Annotated in this window: 16 protein-coding genes; 9 read left to right on the top strand and 7 right to left on the bottom strand. The window is 53.8% G+C overall.

All coding sequences use genetic code 11. The features are described from left to right. The first annotated feature begins 58 nt into the window (after nucleotides 1-58). The 6 genes from VI25_RS14910 to VI25_RS14880 all read left to right on the top strand — a co-directional run bounded on the left by VI25_RS14910 (nucleotide 59) and on the right by VI25_RS14880 (nucleotide 5,278). Nucleotides 59-247, top strand: coding sequence for a hypothetical protein (locus tag VI25_RS14910; RefSeq protein WP_045688584.1), 189 nt, complete (start codon nucleotides 59-61; stop codon nucleotides 245-247). Between the two features lie 12 nt (nucleotides 248-259). Next, nucleotides 260-1,174 (top strand): bifunctional 5,10-methylenetetrahydrofolate dehydrogenase/5,10-methenyltetrahydrofolate cyclohydrolase, encoded by a 915-nt coding sequence (locus tag VI25_RS14905; RefSeq protein ID WP_055562622.1) that lies wholly within the window; start codon nucleotides 260-262, stop codon nucleotides 1,172-1,174. A 284-nt stretch (nucleotides 1,175-1,458) separates the two neighbouring features. Further along, nucleotides 1,459-2,040, top strand: a complete 582-nt coding sequence (locus VI25_RS14900) for a 7-carboxy-7-deazaguanine synthase QueE (RefSeq protein ID WP_045688585.1) — start codon at nucleotides 1,459-1,461, stop codon at nucleotides 2,038-2,040. A gap of 22 nt (nucleotides 2,041-2,062) precedes the next feature. After that, nucleotides 2,063-4,012 (top strand): OmpA family protein, encoded by a 1,950-nt coding sequence (locus tag VI25_RS14895; RefSeq protein WP_045688586.1) that lies wholly within the window; start codon nucleotides 2,063-2,065, stop codon nucleotides 4,010-4,012. A 244-nt stretch (nucleotides 4,013-4,256) separates the two neighbouring features. After that, nucleotides 4,257-4,691, top strand: a complete 435-nt coding sequence (locus VI25_RS14890; RefSeq protein WP_045688587.1) for a hypothetical protein — start codon at nucleotides 4,257-4,259, stop codon at nucleotides 4,689-4,691. 227 nt (nucleotides 4,692-4,918) lie between these two features. Further along, nucleotides 4,919-5,278 (top strand): hypothetical protein, encoded by a 360-nt coding sequence (locus tag VI25_RS14880; RefSeq protein WP_045688588.1) that lies wholly within the window; start codon nucleotides 4,919-4,921, stop codon nucleotides 5,276-5,278. 94 nt (nucleotides 5,279-5,372) lie between these two features. On the opposite strand, the gene VI25_RS14875 is transcribed toward VI25_RS14880, so the two are convergent. The 5 genes from VI25_RS14875 to VI25_RS14850 form a co-directional block, all read right to left on the bottom strand. Further along, entirely contained in the window at nucleotides 5,373-6,659 is a 1,287-nt protein-coding gene (locus VI25_RS14875) for a citrate synthase (protein ID WP_045688589.1), read from the bottom strand. Between the two features lie 237 nt (nucleotides 6,660-6,896). Further along, nucleotides 6,897-8,288, bottom strand: a complete 1,392-nt coding sequence (mnmE, locus tag VI25_RS14870) for a tRNA uridine-5-carboxymethylaminomethyl(34) synthesis GTPase MnmE (protein WP_082455569.1) — start codon at nucleotides 8,286-8,288, stop codon at nucleotides 6,897-6,899. 135 nt (nucleotides 8,289-8,423) lie between these two features. After that, nucleotides 8,424-9,083: a metal-dependent transcriptional regulator gene (locus tag VI25_RS14865; RefSeq protein WP_045688590.1), complete on the bottom strand. Its 660-nt coding sequence runs from the start codon at nucleotides 9,081-9,083 to the stop codon at nucleotides 8,424-8,426. A gap of 110 nt (nucleotides 9,084-9,193) precedes the next feature. After that, on the bottom strand, nucleotides 9,194-10,207 hold the full coding sequence (locus tag VI25_RS14860; protein ID WP_045688591.1) for a 3-oxoacyl-ACP synthase III family protein: 1,014 nt from the start codon (nucleotides 10,205-10,207) through the stop codon (nucleotides 9,194-9,196). 325 nt (nucleotides 10,208-10,532) lie between these two features. Further along, entirely contained in the window at nucleotides 10,533-11,456 is a 924-nt protein-coding gene (locus VI25_RS14850; protein WP_152981641.1) for a glycosyltransferase, read from the bottom strand. A gap of 76 nt (nucleotides 11,457-11,532) precedes the next feature. On the opposite strand from VI25_RS14850, the gene VI25_RS14845 reads away from it, so the two are divergent. Together VI25_RS14845 and VI25_RS14840 are read left to right on the top strand one after the other, a co-directional pair. Beyond that, entirely contained in the window at nucleotides 11,533-12,357 is an 825-nt protein-coding gene (locus VI25_RS14845) for a 2,3,4,5-tetrahydropyridine-2,6-dicarboxylate N-succinyltransferase (protein WP_045688594.1), read from the top strand. Between the two features lie 20 nt (nucleotides 12,358-12,377). Further along, nucleotides 12,378-13,187, top strand: coding sequence for a hypothetical protein (locus VI25_RS14840; protein ID WP_045688595.1), 810 nt, complete (start codon nucleotides 12,378-12,380; stop codon nucleotides 13,185-13,187). Between the two features lie 79 nt (nucleotides 13,188-13,266). Here VI25_RS14840 and msrA read toward each other — a convergent pair whose 3' ends face one another. Together msrA and VI25_RS14830 are read right to left on the bottom strand one after the other, a co-directional pair. After that, nucleotides 13,267-13,812: a peptide-methionine (S)-S-oxide reductase MsrA gene (gene msrA, locus VI25_RS14835; RefSeq protein ID WP_052695209.1), complete on the bottom strand. Its 546-nt coding sequence runs from the start codon at nucleotides 13,810-13,812 to the stop codon at nucleotides 13,267-13,269. A gap of 256 nt (nucleotides 13,813-14,068) precedes the next feature. Further along, complete coding sequence (locus tag VI25_RS14830) at nucleotides 14,069-14,959, bottom strand: 3-hydroxyacyl-CoA dehydrogenase family protein (protein ID WP_045688597.1); 891 nt, start codon at nucleotides 14,957-14,959, stop codon at nucleotides 14,069-14,071. 347 nt (nucleotides 14,960-15,306) lie between these two features. Here VI25_RS14830 and VI25_RS24765 point away from each other — a divergent pair, with 347 nt between their 5' ends. After that, nucleotides 15,307-15,477 (top strand): lmo0937 family membrane protein, encoded by a 171-nt coding sequence (locus VI25_RS24765; RefSeq protein ID WP_143436961.1) that lies wholly within the window; start codon nucleotides 15,307-15,309, stop codon nucleotides 15,475-15,477. Nucleotides 15,478-15,555 lie beyond the last annotated feature (78 nt).

Genomic DNA, 15,555 nt, shown 5'->3' with positions numbered 1-15,555 from the left:
TGTTTTTTCACCTCATACACTTCTTGACACGGCGTGGTATGACTTATTCACCCAACACATGTCTGACAACCTCACCAAGAACTGTACGAGCCAAGAGCAGTTAGAAAAGATCCGTAAAGGGCAGGAGCGCAAGTTCCGCTGGCGCGATGATTGGCCTGCTATGGAAGCTACGCTGGTAGCCAACGGCAACGCCGCCATTCGTGAGTACAACCGCACGCATCAAGTTGATAGCATTCTTCCCGAATAACCCTAACTCCGCATGAACACCGCTTCTGAGCAGACTACCACCTACCAACTCATCGACGGCAAGAAAACAGCCGAAGACATCAAAATCGAAATTGCCGCTGAAGTAGAGAAACTCAAAGCCAGTGGCCAGAAAGTGCCGCACTTGGCCGCCATCTTGGTAGGCCATGACGGCGGCTCTGAAACGTATGTGCGCAACAAGGTGCTGGCCTGTGAGCGGGTAGGATACGGTAGCACACTGCTGCGCTATGAAGATACTATCACGGAAGCCGAACTGCTGGCTAAGGTTGAAGAGCTGAACCAGGACCCCGAAATTGATGGCTTTATCGTGCAGCTTCCCTTACCCCGCCACATCGACCCCGAAAAGGTGATTGAGGCTATTCGGCCCGAGAAGGATGTGGACGGTTTCCATCCCATGAACATTGGTCGCATGGTGACGGGGTTGCCCGCCTTGCTCCCCGCTACCCCTTCGGGTATTGTGGAGCTTTTAAAGCGCTATCAGATTAAGACCAGCGGCAAGCACTGCGTGGTTATCGGTCGATCCAACATTGTGGGCACACCCGTTAGTATCTTGCTGGCTAAGAACTTAGAGCCTGGCAACTGCACGGTTACTTTATGTCATTCGCGTACTGCAAACCTGGCCGAAATCACGCGTCAGGCTGACATCGTGGTAGCGGCGCTTGGCCGACCAGAATTCGTGACAGGCGACATGGTGAAGCCAGGCGCAGTAGTAATTGACGTGGGTACTACGCGGGTAGAAGATGCCAGCCGTAAGTCTGGTTTCGTGCTGAAGGGCGACGTAAATTTTGCGGAGGTGGCACCGCTAGCCTCCTACATTACGCCTGTACCCGGCGGCGTTGGTCCCATGACCATTGCCATGTTGCTGCTAAACACCCTGCGGGCAGCCAAGGGGGAGGTCTATCCGAAGTAAGAAACGGACGGGATATGCTAGTGGGAAACGATGAGGTAGCTCAGCAGAGCGAGTTCAAGCGCCACTTCGCCCGTCAAAATCCAATATATACCGTCTCAGCCTTTTAGAAGTCGGAACGGTGTACTACTTTTAAAGTCGGACTGTTGGAAAGGGCAGGGCGCGCAGGCGTTCTGTCTCTCATCCAGCGGCCCGACTTACTTTTAGAATACCAGAGTTTTGCTGCACGAACTTCCCGTTACGTCGGCTGCCCCGACCAGTGGGGCCCGGCGCTTGCCCTGCCCCTCATGGAGCAGTTTTACACCATTCAAGGCGAAGGCTACAACACTGGCCGCGCCGCCTACTTTGTGCGCCTTGGCGGCTGCGATGTTGGTTGCGTGTGGTGCGATGTGAAAGAGTCGTGGGACGCTGACGCTCATCCCCGAGTAGCTGTTGCTGATATTGTGACCATGGCTACGGCTCATGCCGGGCGCAATGTGGTGATTACCGGGGGCGAGCCCCTCATGCACAACCTTGGGCCGCTCACAACTGCCCTTCAAACGGCCGGCTGCCAAACCTGGATTGAAACGAGCGGTGCCTACCCGCTGAGTGGTCAGTGGGATTGGATTTGCGTTTCGCCCAAGAAATTTAAGGCGCCGCTGCCCGAAGTGCTGGCTGCGGCGCACGAGCTAAAGATCATCATCTTCAACAAGTCTGACTTTGCTTGGGCCGAGCAACATGCCGCCCAGGTGAGTCCAACGTGTCGACTTTACTTGCAGCCCGAGTGGAGCAAGGCTCCCCAGATGATGCCCCTGATTGTGGACTATGTGAAGGAGAATCCTAAGTGGCAAGTATCGCTGCAAACGCACAAATTTCTCGACATCCCGTAGCCTATATCTCGCCCCACCCCATATGCGTCTTTTGTTGCCCGCTTCGTTAGTCGTGCTGTTATCGTGCGGTATGCTGTTGCCCTTGGCCGCTCCCGCTCAGACCAAACCCATAACTACCAACACCAAAGCCCGCAACTTGTGGGAAAAGGCGCAGGCCCAAGCCAAGGACCGGGATTTTACCAAGGCTATTGAAACGCTCACCCAACTTAACCAGAAGTTTCCGTCGCTGGGGGAGCCTTATCTGCTGAAAGGCTCCTTGCTGAAAGCCATGGGCGACAATCGTCCGGCGTTTGAGGCCTACCGTATGGGGATCAGCAAAATACCCCTCGACCCCACTCGTGCTAGCGACTACTACGCATTGGGTGAGCTAGCTATGAGCTTCGGAGAGTACGCTACCGCCGCCGATAGCTACCGAAAGTACCTTAAGACGGCCCCTAAGAGCAACCGCAATGGCCCGCGTGTGCAACGGCAACTGCTCAACTGTGAGTTTGCTCAGAAAGCAATGGCGTCGCCCACCGGACCTCAGCCAGAGCGCCTGGGTGAGCCGCTGAACACCTTCCGGTTTCAGTATTTTCCCGCCCTCACTGCGGATAGTCGTTTCCTGTTGTTCACGGGGCGCCCAGCAGCCGATAGTGGGGAGGACCTGTTTATCAGCCGATTTGCCAAGGAGGGCACAATTGGAGCGCCAGTTCCTATCTCACCAGCCATCAATACGCCCTACAATGAAGGAGCCGGCACCATTGCCGGCGACGGCAAGACGCTGGTATTTGCTTCCTGCGACCGGCCCAACTCCGTTGGTAACTGCGACCTATACATCTCGCGGCGCACGGGCAACTCCTGGAGCAAGCCGCAAAACCTGGGTCGCAATGTAAACTCCCCGGAGTGGGATTCTCAGCCGACGCTGTCCGCCGACGGGCGTACCCTGTACTTCACCAGTACTCGCCGGGGCGGGCGAGGCCAGGAGGATATTTACGTTACTACTCTTGGGGCCGATGGCAACTGGAGCCCCGCCCGCAACTTGGGCGAGCCGGTAAATACCTCGGGTAAGGATATGGCTCCTTTCATTCACGCTAGCGGTACTACCCTCTACTACGTCACCGATGGTCTAGTAGGCATGGGCGGGCTAGATGTGTACCGATGTGAGCAGCAGGCAGCAAACAAGTGGAGTATTCCCCAAAACTTGGGCTATCCGCTCAATACCTTCGAAAATGAAGCCTCTTTATTTATCAGCTCCGACAATCGGCGGGGCTTTTGCTCCCGCTCCCGGGCGGCCGAAGCGGGCGTCAAGCAAGAACGAGACCGTCCTGTAGAGCTATTCAGCTTCGAAGTACCCCAGGCTGTACGGGCACGAGAAACCAGCACCTACACCCAAGGGCGGGTGTTCGATGCCATCACCAAAAAGCCTATTGCTGCTGATGTGCAGCTCTACGACCTCAATACAGATGAGCTGGTACAATACGTTGCCTCGGATAGTGAGAACGGCGAGTATACCGTAGTCTTGAATGAAGGACGGCAGTACGCCATGTACGCGGCTGCAAATAAGTACCTCATGAAAAGCCTGAGCTTTGACTACAGTGATAAGCGTGCCTTCGACCCACTTACCCTAGACATTTACTTGGAACCCGTACGGTCAGGTCGTAGCATTGTACTTAACAACTTGTTTTTCGACACCAACCAGTTTGAGCTCAAGCCCAAGTCCCGAACCGAACTCAACCGGCTGATTGCCTTTATGAAGCAGTACCCGGATGTGCAGGTAGAAATCTCGGGCCATACCGATGATGTCGGGTCGGATGAGGACAACTTGACCTTGTCTCAGAACCGGGCAAAAGCAGTGTACAGCTACTTGGTAGGACAAGGCGTAAAAGCCCCACGCTTGCGCTTTCGCGGCTATGGCGAAACCAAACCGCTCAATCCGAACGACTCAGATCAGCACCGTCAGCAGAACAGACGAATAGAGTTTCGCATTCTTTAGCATCAAACCCGCTTTGTCCGCTATAAAAGCCTTGTCTACTGCTGTAGGCAAGCTTTTATGCATTGTAGTATTTGTTTTTAATAGCACTATTAGAAGTCTGATAATGAGATGTGTCTAATTCTATAGTAAAAGTGATGGAATATAATAGTTATAAAATTTCTTTTTATTATTAAATATTTAAGGGCTACGTTTGATCAGTTGCTAACTCATCGGTACAGGACATAATCCTCTTTTGCTGCCGTCGATGAAAATAGCTGCCAAACTGATTCACACTTATTTAGTCATTTTGCCAATGTTAATCCACATGAAAAAAGCTTACTTTCTTGCATGCGCACTTTTAGGGCTACAGAGCACCACATCTGCACTGCCAGTATCCGCTGGAGATGGCTCATCGGGAGTGCATGCGCGTGCCACCGCTCTTACTCGCTCTATTGCCGAAAAGGCCCACCTCGACGAAGGCCAGTACTTGCGCGTGAAGCAGCTGAACACCAAAATGTTAACGGAAATGGATGAGATTAAATCCCGTTATACTGCTGATCAAGCAATGCTCGATCAACACTTGGCCGAAATTCAAGCCAGATACGAAGCTGATTTGATGGCTTTGCTGCGTCCGGCACAAGTGGCAGTATACCAGCAGGCTCGAACTAGCATGACAGCATTGGGACGTTCGCCCCGATAAAAACCCGCTACCCATTGTCCTGGGGGGAGTAATGAATGTCTCCCTCCAGGCAACGGGAAAGATAATGCTTGAGAAAAATTATATTATTGCAACAATATATTGACTTTGTTATAAATATATAGTAAATTAATTCTTTCAATATCTGCATTAGCACCAGCCTTTTCACTCGGTGCTCATACTCTCGTGCTGCACTCTCCATTTTCCATCTTAACACCCACTACACGGTTATGAAAAAAGTATTGACTCTACTTGCGCTGGCCTGCATGTGTGCTGCCGGCCACGATAGCCAAGCTGGCCCAGGCGATGGTGCCCGGCTTCGGGAGCGAGCCACCGAACTCACGCGTAACCTCGCCGCCAAAACTGCCCTCAACGAAGGCCAGTACGTGAAGGTGCGCCAACTCAATCTGCGCCTACTGACCGAGATGAACGAAGCGCGTAAGATTACTAATGATGCAGCTGCCATGGACGCTGCCGTAGCTGATATTCAACTCCGTTACGAGTGGGACTTGGCTACTATTCTACGGCCCCGCCAGATGGCCGTGTATGACCAGACAAAACAGAACATGACTGCGCTAAGCACCCGTTAGAAACAGCTTGAACTAGGTAAAGCAAAGACGTATGTAATCAACTAGTTACTCCATAAAAAAAGCCCGCATTACGCGCTTTATGGAGGGAGTGCGTCTAGCGCTGATCAATGCTTACGTAATCACGCTCGGTTTCGCCAGTGTAAATCTGGCGGGGACGACCAATGGGTTCCTTGTTTTCGCGCATTTCTTTCCACTGGGCAATCCAGCCGGGAAGACGGCCTAGGGCAAACATCACTGTGAACATTTCGGTAGGAATACCGATGGCGCGGTAAATGATGCCGGAATAGAAGTCAACGTTGGGGTACAGCTTACGGTCTACGAAGTACTGGTCCGTAAGAGCGGCCTGCTCCAACTCCTGAGCAATCTTCAGGAGAGGGTCATCAATACCCAAGGCAGCTAGTACTTCATCGGCGGCCTTCTTGATGATTTTGGCGCGGGGGTCAAAGTTCTTGTACACGCGGTGACCAAAGCCCATCAGACGGAACGAGTCGTTTTTGTCTTTAGCCTTTGCAATAAATTTGCTCGTGTCTCCGCCGTCGCGCTGAATAGCTTGCAGCATCTCCAATACTTCCTGGTTGGCACCACCGTGCAGGGGACCCCACAGGGCGTTGATGCCAGCTGAAACCGAGCCGTACAAGGAAGCGTTGGCCGAGCCAACCAAGCGCACCGTGGAGGTAGAGCAGTTCTGCTCGTGGTCGGCGTGCAGAATGAGCAGCTTGTTGAGGGCGCTCACAATGCGTGGGTCGATTTCATACTTCTCCGTGGGGAAGCTGAACATCATGTACAGGAAGTTCGAGCAGTAGTCGAGGTCATTGCGCGGGTAATTCAGCGGATGACCCATGTTGTTCTTGTACGTCCAAGCCGCAATGGTCGAAATCTTGGCCATGAGACGAATTACGTTCAGGTCGATTTCCTCCTTGCTCAGGTCGGGCGATACGCTTTCGGGGTAGAAAGCCGTGAGCGAGCAAATCAGGCTGCTCAGAATAGCCATTGGATGGGCTGCCGAGGGAAAGCCGTCGAAAATCTTGCGCACGTCCTCGTGCACCAAAGTATGCTTGGTGATTTGGAGGCTGAAGTTGTCAAGCTCAGCCTGGTTGGGCAGCTTGCCATAGATCAGGAGGTAGGCAACCTCAATAAACGTAGACTTCTCTGCCAGTTGCTCAATGGGGTAGCCGCGGTAGCGTAGAATGCCTTCTTCACCATCAAGGAAGGTGATGGCGCTCTTGGTAGCACCGGTGTTTTTGTAACCAGAATCCAGGGTTACGTAGCCAGTCTGGTCGCGCAGTTTGCCGATGTCGAAAGCTTTTTCGTGTTCGGAGCCTTCAATGACGGGTAAGGAATAGGTTTTGCCGTCAAGGGTAAGTTCAGCAGATTCTGCCATAAGCGTAGAGTAAGGGGGTGGGGTTACGGGGCGAAACTAAAGAATTACGGACAAGGCCGAAAGCCCCATGAGCGTTGAGATCTATACTACAAAACCCAAGCGGTTGTTGTTTGCCGCAGGCTCTGCCACAAATAAACATCCGCCAGTCCATATGTGCAGTATGAACTTCACTTTTTGATACAAGCATAATGGGGAAGATGCTGGTAGTCTGTTAGTAAAAACTAGGTTGCTGGCAATCTACTTGCCGATGCAAAACTGGGTAAAGATGCTCGTCAGCAAGTCATCGTTGCTGATTTCGCCAGTTATCTGCCCTAGGGCGGCCAGTGCATGGCGTAAATCGGCAGCTAGCAATTCCGTACCCGTACCGGCTTCCAAACCGAGTACTACTGCATCAAGGTGCTGCAAGGCTTGCTCCAAGCTGCGGGCATGCCGCACGTTGGTAACGATGGTACTGCTACCCGTCCGGTCGAGTCCTTCGCCCCGCACTAGAGCCAGCAAGGTTTCACGAAGTTCATCTAGTCCATCGCCCCGGGAAGCCGCAATGAGTACAGTGCTGGGGCGGTGCTGGAAAGAGGATAGCTCGGCATCGGAAGCTACATCCAGCTTGTTTCCAACGGCCAGTACTGGAACGCCTGCTGGAGCATGTAGTACCTCAATCTCTGCTTCAAGCTGCTGGGGGGTAGTATTTGTTATATCAAATAGATATAAAACCAAAGCGGCCTGCTGAACCCGCTTTAGGGTGCGCTCTACCCCAATAGATTCTACTACATCTGTGGTGTCGCGCAAGCCAGCCGTATCCACGAACCGGAACCGAATCCCGTCGATGCTTACTTCATCTTCAATTAAGTCCCGGGTAGTACCAGCAATGTCGGAAACGATGGCCCGCTCCTCATTAAGCAGGGCATTGAGCAGGGTGCTTTTACCCGCATTAGGACGCCCCGCAATGACTGAGGTAACCCCATGCTTGATGACATTGCCCAATGCAAATGAACGTAGTAAGCGTCGCACTAGGCCTTGTACCTCTTGCAACAAGATTACTAGGCCAGTGCGGTCGGCAAACTCTACATCTTCCTCTCCGAAATCCAGTTCCAACTCTAGGAGGGCCGCGAAATGTATTAACCGGCTGCGGAGTTCTTTCAGCTCTTGTGAGAAGCCGCCCCGCATCTGGCGCATGGCTACTTGGTGTGAAAGCTGAGAATCCGAAGCAATAAGGTCGGCTACAGCTTCGGCCTGAGCCAAGTCGAAGGCGCCGTGTAGGAAAGCACGTTTGGTAAACTCCCCGGCCTCGGCTAAGCGGGCGCCCCGCCGCACAAAAAGACTTAGTAACTCCTGCACAATGTAGTCGGAGCCGTGGGCACTGATTTCAACTACATCCTCGCGGGTATAGGAGTGAGGAGAACGGTACAGAGAAACGACTACTTCGTCAATAATTCGCTCGCCCTCCCGAATGGTGCCGTAGTGCAAGGTATGGCCTGCCTGGTCGCGCAGACGCTTGCCAATGAATACGCCATCCGTGATGCTGATTGCCTGCGGTCCAGAAAGACGGACAAGCGCAATGGCACCTGCACCCGGCGGCGTGGACAGGGCAACAATGGTATCGGAAAGCGAAGGAGGGAGCAAGGAAGCCACGGGGGAGAGGGCTAAGGGTGTTGAAACAGTCAGTGGCCGTGAGGGTGAATTGACTCCCTAGCGTACCTGCCTGATGGCGGTGGAGAGGGGCCAGCGGGCCACTAAGCGTAAGCTACAAAAGGGTACTGCAACGAGTTAGTCCGTCACGAAAAGGTTGCGGCTAACTTCTGCCGATACGAGGTATTTATCAGAGTTGTTGACTCTGATTTCAAGAGAGTTGTCAAATACTATCTTATCCAGTACTTCAATATGCGCACCCAAATTCAGGCCTACCTTGTCGAGGTACTGTAGGAAGGGAACGGACGTATTCTTGACGGCCGTTACGGTACCTTGGTCACCAGGGTACAGGTCGGCTAGCAGGCGGTGCTGGGGCCGGAGGATGGCGCCCTCTGCGGTGGGGATGGGGTCGCCGTGCGGGTCGAGCTGAGGGAAACCCAAAAACTCATCCAGCCGGCGAATCAGCAGGTCAGAGTCGATGTGTTCCATCTGCTCGGCCACATCATGGACCTCATCCCAACTGAAGTTCAGCTGCTGCACCAGAAACACTTCCCAGAGACGATGCTTCCGGATGGTGAGGAGTGCCAACCGCCGGCCCTCGGCTGTTAGCGATACTCCGCGGTACCGGGTGTAATGCAAGAGGCCCTTCTCGCCGAGGCGACGCAACATATCCGTGACGGAGGCCGCCCGGGTTTGCAATTCCTCCGCAACACGGTTGGTGCTGACCTCAACGCCGGGCTGGGCTTCTGCAAGCTTAAAAATGGCCTTTAGATAGTTTTCCTCGGTGTAGCTAGGCATGAGTGTCAAGTAAGAAGTAAAAAAGAAGAAGTAAAAACCGGGGCGGCCAACTAGACGATAATGTCCGGCTGGCCGCCCGTATAGTTACCTCTTGCTTTCTAGCCGGTTTACTACCATTTGATGAGCGCGGAAGCCCAAGTAAAGCCCGAGCCAAAGGCGGCCAAGCATACCAAGTCGCCGCGCTTAATGCGGCCTTCCTGAACAGCTTCACTTAGGGCAATGGGCACGGAGGCTGCCGTAGTGTTACCGTAGCGCTGGATGTTGCTGAAAATTTTGCTGTCTGGCAGACCCATCTTCTGCTGCACGTACTGCGTGATACGCAGATTTGCTTGGTGCGGAATCAGCATATCGAGGTCCTGGGGTTGGTAGCCGTTTTGGTCTAGGGCCTCTTTGATTACCTGCGGGAAGCGTACCACTGCGTGCTTGAACACGTTCTGGCCGTTCATGTAGGGGTACATATCCAGCTCGTTGGCTACCACGTACTCCACGCGATTATTGCGGTTAGAGCCGGGCTCCTTCACAATAAGCTCCTCGGCATGCTCTCCTTGAGAATGCAGGTGGGTGCTTAGAATGCCGTGTTCGGCGCGGGTGCTGGGGCGCAGTACCACCGCGCCGGCGCCATCCCCGAAAATAACCGATACGGCCCGCCCGCGGGTGCTGATGTCGAGGCCCGACGAGTGAATCTCGGAGCCAACAACTAGTACCGTATCGTACATGCCCGTCTTAATGAACTGGTCGGCCATTGATAAGGCATACACAAAGCCCGAGCACTGGTTACGTACGTCAAAAGCCGGAATGGGTGCCTGAATGCCAAGCTCACGCTGCAGTAGTACGCCCGAGCCTGGGAAGAAGTAGTCGGGCGAGAGCGTAGCGAAGACAATGAGTTGCACGTCATCAGGAGTGAGGCCGGCCATTTCCAAGGCCTTGCGAGCGGCGTTGGCGCCCATGTTGGCCGTGGTGTCTTTGCCTTCTTCAAACCAGCGACGCTCCCGGATGCCGGTGCGCTCCTGAATCCACTCATCGGTGGTATCCATTAGGCCGGTTAGGTCTGCGTTGGTGACCACACGGTTGGGCACGTAGTGGCCCACACCAGCAATTTCAGAGAGTCGGAGAGTATTGTTCATCGAGGTGGGTTTGCGAGGCAGATAGGTCGAAATACAAAATCGAAGGTAGTAAGATTCAGCATCCCGCCCCGTAAACGGGCCGCAAAGGTCGGTAGTTACTGGATAGAATCCATTAGGCGATGCAATTTTTCGGCTTCTGAAGCCCAAAAAGCTTCTTCGGGGACGCCGAGTGGGTAGAATGGACGCCGAAGCTGCACCAAAAAGTCAGCCGTCAACGTATGGCTACTGCCCAGCTGCTGAAAGTCAAGACAGACGCCTGCCTCGTAACGTTCCACCAGTTGTTGCCACAGCGGATTGGGCGGCACTACCATTGGTAGGCCATGCGCTAAGTACTCAAATAGTTTGGTGGGTACGCACCTAGCCGTGCTAGGATGGGGGCGGTAAGGCAGCAAGCCAGATGGCTACGTTCAATTTCCTGCACTACCTGAGCATGAGGCACCAGTGTGCCGCCACCAATAAGAGAGACCCCTCCGCTAGCCGCGGCTACTGCCGTGCGTAAGCGGGCTAATTGGGCGGGCTGTTGGCAAAACCCGATGATGGTGAGGTGCACACTAGGCCACAGCTGCCGGAGCTGCCGCGCAAATTCAAGGGCCTCAAACACGCCGTTCAGCTCCGATATGGTCCCGGAGTACAAAAGGCGCAGAGGCTCATTAGGAACGGGTAGCCGGTGGGTGGGTAGTGCTGGTGTTTCGTCGGTGCGGGGTTGATATTTGTTTTCGAGAAGTATCGTCCGGGCCGGGGTAGCAAAGGGTAGCTCGTCGGCGTAGCTACGTTCGGCTAGGATCAGTCCCGCCGCCTTAGTAGCGGCCAAGGTTTCTAGTTGCCGCACCAAGCTAGCCAACAGACCCCGCGCCCAGGCGGGGTACACGCGCTGAGTTTGGATGTTGAGCGCATAGTTTTCGCGCACATCGTACACAAACTGCCGCCCACGGCCTACAGCGCGCCAGAGTACCGTAAGGGGGAGTAGCTCCGGAGCATGCACAATTACTACGTTGGGATTCAACTGCCGCAATAGCTGCCAATAGCGCCATTGCGCGCCCACGCGGGCCATACTAAAACGAGCGCCCGCCAGCAATGCGTGCGTGTGCAGGTTTGGCGGCAGGTTTGGTGGGGTGGGTGCCAAGCGGCCGGCTACGTGCACGTGAGTGCTCAGCCGTGACGCTAGCGCACGCCCAAATTTGCCCAGCATACGGGTGTCATCGAGGGGCTTGAGCACCGAGGCAAGCAAAACAGTGGTCGGAAGCGGCATATTGGCCGTGAAGATGGTAAGTTTGTGGTTCTGGTGCGCAACCCTCCGCGCATTGGCCATTTGAAAATCAACCCCAATGACTGACCTCCAATCTTTGATTGAAGCTGCCTGGAACGACCGGAGCCTCCTGCAGCAGACTGCTACCACCGATGCCATCAACCACGTAATTGAAGAGCTGGACAAGGGCCGCCTGCGCGTGGCCCAGCCTGGCGCTACCGAAGGAGCCGACTGGCAAGTGAATGACTGGGTAAAGAAAGCCGTTATCCTGTACTTCCCCATCCGCCAGATGGAAACTATTGAGGTAGGCCCCTTTGAGTTTCGTGACAAGATGCGCCTGAAGACTAACTACGAGCAGCAAGGTGTGCGCGTAGTGCCGCCCGCCGTGGCTCGGTATGGTTCTTACCTGGCTGCGGGCGTAATCATGATGCCGAGCTACGTGAACATTGGCGCATGGGTAGGCGAAGGCACCATGGTAGATACCTGGGCCACGGTAGGTTCCTGCGCCCAAATTGGAGCTGGGGTACACTTGAGCGGCGGCGTTGGAATTGGCGGCGTGCTGGAGCCCGTGCAGGCTGCTCCCGTAATTGTAGAGGATGGCGCTTTCGTGGGCTCGCGCAGCATCTTGGTTGAAGGCTGCTTTGTGGGTAAGGAAGCCGTTATTGGCGCTGGCGTTACCATTACGGGTAGCACCCGCATTATCGACGTAACAGGCGCCGAGCCGAAGGAATACCGCGGGTATGTGCCAGCGCGTTCCGTTGTAATTCCTGGCTCCCTGCCCAAGCAGTTCCCGGCGGGTGAGTACCACGTGCCCTGCGCCCTTATCATCGGCCAACGCAAGCCTAGCACCGACCTCAAAACTTCCCTCAACGACGCCCTGCGCGAGCATAACGTGGCCGTTTAACGGCCGGACCCTTTCCACTGATGAGTACTCCGAAATCTGTAGTATCGGCGGCCCAGGCCCGCGATGAAGTACGCGACTATCTAGCGCAGGAGTTGGGCATAGCGCCAGATGAAGTGCAAACCCGAGTGGCGTTCAACCGAGAACTACCGTGGGTTGATGGCCGCACGCGCCCGTGCTTTCTGGTGGAGTGGGCCGCTCCCAACGGACGCGATGGGGTGGCTATTGCCGGGCCCTACACGTACAACTTCTTTGAGCTAACCCGGCCCGAAGCCTACGAGCTAGGCACGGCCAATGCCTGGCGCCAGCAGCTCCTAAACCTATACGCCGGGTGCGAACTGGCGGCCCGTTCGCGGCTCACGGAGCCCTTCACGGAAACCCCCGACCCCACCCGGTTGTCGGTTATCCAGAACGCTTTGCAAGACCGCGCCAACTGGCGTATTGCTGTCAATGTATCGTTGCGGGAGTTTCTGCGCGTCGGCACCGAGGAGTACTACATCTTTAATGGTAGCTGGTTGTGGAATCCCAACTTTCGTTATTCTCAGCTGAAAGGCTTTATGCCCATTGGCGAGACAACGTTGTTTGAGCTACCCAAGCTGTCTTTCATCCCTGTGAAGTCACACTCGCCCTTCGAGCCCATTCCACCCGTGGGAGAGGACGGAGCCTACCCTGGAGAGATTGGCGGATTCATTATCGTGAAGAACAACCAAATTGTAGAGGTAGACCGCCTACCCTTGTACGTACGTACCTTGGTGAATCAACTGGCGTTGTTCTACGCCATTGGCCGCGACTACGGTCCGTTCCAGATTGATTTCTCTCAGCAGCACGTGTAAGCTTTCAAACACTTACTAACGGTACGAAAAAGCCCGCTTTGCTAATGCAAAGCGGGCTTTTTCGTATAAGAAGCTTCTGCTATTTCGCTAGGGCTTCGGCTTTCAGCTTGTTGCCAAATACTTCACGTACTTTATCAACCTTTGGCTTCACCACAAATTGGCAGTAGGGCTGACGGCCGTTCTGGTTGTAGTAATTCTGGTGGTAGTTCTCGGCAGCGTAAAACGTAACCGTCGGTACTATCTCCGTCACAATGGGGTTGGGGAAGGCGTGGGCTTCGTTAAGCTTCTGCTTATACTCTTCGGCTAGGCGACGCTGCTCTTCATTGTGGTAGAAGATGGCCGAGCGATACTGAGTCCCGGTATCCGCCCCTTGGCGATTTAGCGTGGTTGGATCGTGCGTCTTCCAGAATATTTCCAGTAGCTCGGAAAAGCTAATTTGAGCAGGGTCGTACGTAATCTGAATAACCTCAGCGTGACCTGTCAGGCCGCTGCAAACTTCTTTATAAGTAGGGTTGGCGATACGCCCACCTGTGTAGCCCGAAACGACTTTCTCAACGCCCTTAAGATTTTGAAATACGGCCTCGACGCACCAAAAGCAGCCGGCACCAAATGTTGCCTGTTCCATTCGTAGGGAAGTGTTAGTAGATGGTAAGTTGGTAGCTGGCTGGGCAACTATAGTGGATAGAAAGCCCATCCAAACCAAGAAGGTTAGAATCGTTCTAACCATACGTATAAAATGATTTTTTGACAATAAAAGTTTAGTGACAGCGACGAGCTTAGTGAAAAATACTATCCATCGAAAAAAGGCCCTCTTTCCGCAGAAAAAGGGCCTTTGAGTAGCAAGTAGTTAGCTAATAAGCTAGGCGGTTACTACCTGAGAGTTATTTGCGGAAGCGTTCTGCTAGCACCAATTCTTTGGTGCCATGCCCCCAGCTATAGAATCCCTCGCCCGACTTCACCCCGAGGCGGCCGGCCGTTACCATGTTCACAAGCAAAGGGCACGGGGCGTACTTCTGGTTGCCAAGGCCTTCGTGCAGTACCCGCAGAATGGCTAGGCACACGTCGAGGCCGATGAAATCAGCTAGTTGCAAGGGCCCCATAGGGTGCGCCATTCCCAGCTTCATCACCGTATCAATTTCTTCTACGCCTGCCACGCCTTCGTAGAGGCTATAAATAGCCTCGTTAATCATCGGCATCAGAATGCGGTTGGCCACGAAACCGGGGTAGTCGTTTACTTCGGTGGGTGTTTTGCCTAGCTCACGCGACAAATCCATTACGCGTTGAGTTACGGCATCCGAAGTGGCATACCCCCGAATTACTTCTACCAGCCTCATTACCGGTACGGGGTTCATGAAGTGCATGCCAATCACCTGCTCGGGGCGCTTGGTTACGGCCGCAATTTTGGTGATGGAGATAGACGACGTGTTAGAGGCCAGAATGGCTCCTGCGTGCGCGTGCGCGTCAAGCTCCCGAAAGATGTTGAGCTTCAGGTCTACGTTCTCCGTGGCAGCTTCTACCACTAGGTCAGCCGCGCGTACGCCTTCGGCCAAGCTAGTGTAAGTAGTCAAACGAGCTAGCGTAGCCGTCTTGTCGTCCTCAGTGAGGGCACCCTTTGCTACCTGGCGGTCGATGTTTTTGCCAATAGTAGCAAGCGCCTTGTCAAGAGCAGGCTGACTAATGTCAATCAGAGCAACGGGAAATCCATACTGGGCAAAAACGTGCGCAATACCATTGCCCATCGTGCCGGAGCCAATTACGGCGATGTTCATCATGCGGAAATAAGAAAATTGGGTGGGATGAAGTAGGGGCAGTACCCCAGTGCAGACCGCAAAGCTAACCTGAAAACTGGCCTCGCTCACTCTCGGGTGCTTAACTATAACAACAACTAAGTGGTTTTTTTTCCAAGGCAAAAAAGCCACTTACAGCCTGCAAAGGCACATTTCATTGGAATATATATCGATGTAGTTGAATTTTTTTAACGGAATAATATCCTTTTGAAAATCCTCGCCGTACAAATCCGCAAATCGCCTCTTCAACTTTCAGAAGTTATATTCTGCTTGCTGGGTAGGCGGTCTTAGGATTCCTTTTCCACTCTCTCCACCTCACACTTTCAATCATCATGGGAAATCTGCTGTATATCATCGCCGTCATTCTGATCATCATCTGGGCTTTAGGCTTCTTCGGCGTACTGGGTGCCGGTATTCAGGGCAATAGCCTAATCCACATCCTGTTGGTAATTGCCATTATCGCCATCCTGCTGCGTGTGATTCGCGGCGGTCGGGTAGTCTAACTACCGCCTAGTTCCATTGGTAGTGGAACGAGACAGTAAACCCCGAAAAACACAAAAAAGCCCTTCTCATATGAGAAG

Origin of the sequence: Hymenobacter sp. AT01-02 (assembly GCF_000961955.2) — a bacterium.
GTDB lineage: Bacteria > Bacteroidota > Bacteroidia > Cytophagales > Hymenobacteraceae > Hymenobacter > Hymenobacter mucosus.
The sequence above is the reverse complement of the archived record's forward strand: the minus strand, read 5'-3'. Positions and strand labels throughout refer to the sequence as shown.

Bases quoted from the DNA above. Each gene is read 5' to 3' on its own strand.
- VI25_RS14840 (WP_045688595.1), top strand. From the start codon at position 12,378: ATGAGTACTCCGAAATCTGTAGTATCGGCGGCCCAGGCCCGCGATGAA.
- VI25_RS14865 (WP_045688590.1), bottom strand. From the start codon at position 9,083: ATGCCTAGCTACACCGAGGAAAACTATCTAAAGGCCATTTTTAAGCTT.
- VI25_RS14860 (WP_045688591.1), bottom strand. From the start codon at position 10,207: ATGAACAATACTCTCCGACTCTCTGAAATTGCTGGTGTGGGCCACTAC.
- msrA (WP_052695209.1), bottom strand. From the start codon at position 13,812: ATGGAACAGGCAACATTTGGTGCCGGCTGCTTTTGGTGCGTCGAGGCC.
- VI25_RS14900 (WP_045688585.1), top strand. From the start codon at position 1,459: ATGGAGCAGTTTTACACCATTCAAGGCGAAGGCTACAACACTGGCCGC.
- VI25_RS24765 (WP_143436961.1), top strand. From the start codon at position 15,307: ATGGGAAATCTGCTGTATATCATCGCCGTCATTCTGATCATCATCTGG.
- VI25_RS14850 (WP_152981641.1), bottom strand. From the start codon at position 11,456: ATGCCGCTTCCGACCACTGTTTTGCTTGCCTCGGTGCTCAAGCCCCTC.
- VI25_RS14905 (WP_055562622.1), top strand. From the start codon at position 260: ATGAACACCGCTTCTGAGCAGACTACCACCTACCAACTCATCGACGGC.
- VI25_RS14895 (WP_045688586.1), top strand. From the start codon at position 2,063: ATGCGTCTTTTGTTGCCCGCTTCGTTAGTCGTGCTGTTATCGTGCGGT.
- VI25_RS14910 (WP_045688584.1), top strand. From the start codon at position 59: ATGTCTGACAACCTCACCAAGAACTGTACGAGCCAAGAGCAGTTAGAA.
- VI25_RS14845 (WP_045688594.1), top strand. From the start codon at position 11,533: ATGACTGACCTCCAATCTTTGATTGAAGCTGCCTGGAACGACCGGAGC.
- VI25_RS14880 (WP_045688588.1), top strand. From the start codon at position 4,919: ATGAAAAAAGTATTGACTCTACTTGCGCTGGCCTGCATGTGTGCTGCC.
- VI25_RS14875 (WP_045688589.1), bottom strand. From the start codon at position 6,659: ATGGCAGAATCTGCTGAACTTACCCTTGACGGCAAAACCTATTCCTTA.
- VI25_RS14830 (WP_045688597.1), bottom strand. From the start codon at position 14,959: ATGATGAACATCGCCGTAATTGGCTCCGGCACGATGGGCAATGGTATT.
- VI25_RS14890 (WP_045688587.1), top strand. From the start codon at position 4,257: ATGAAAATAGCTGCCAAACTGATTCACACTTATTTAGTCATTTTGCCA.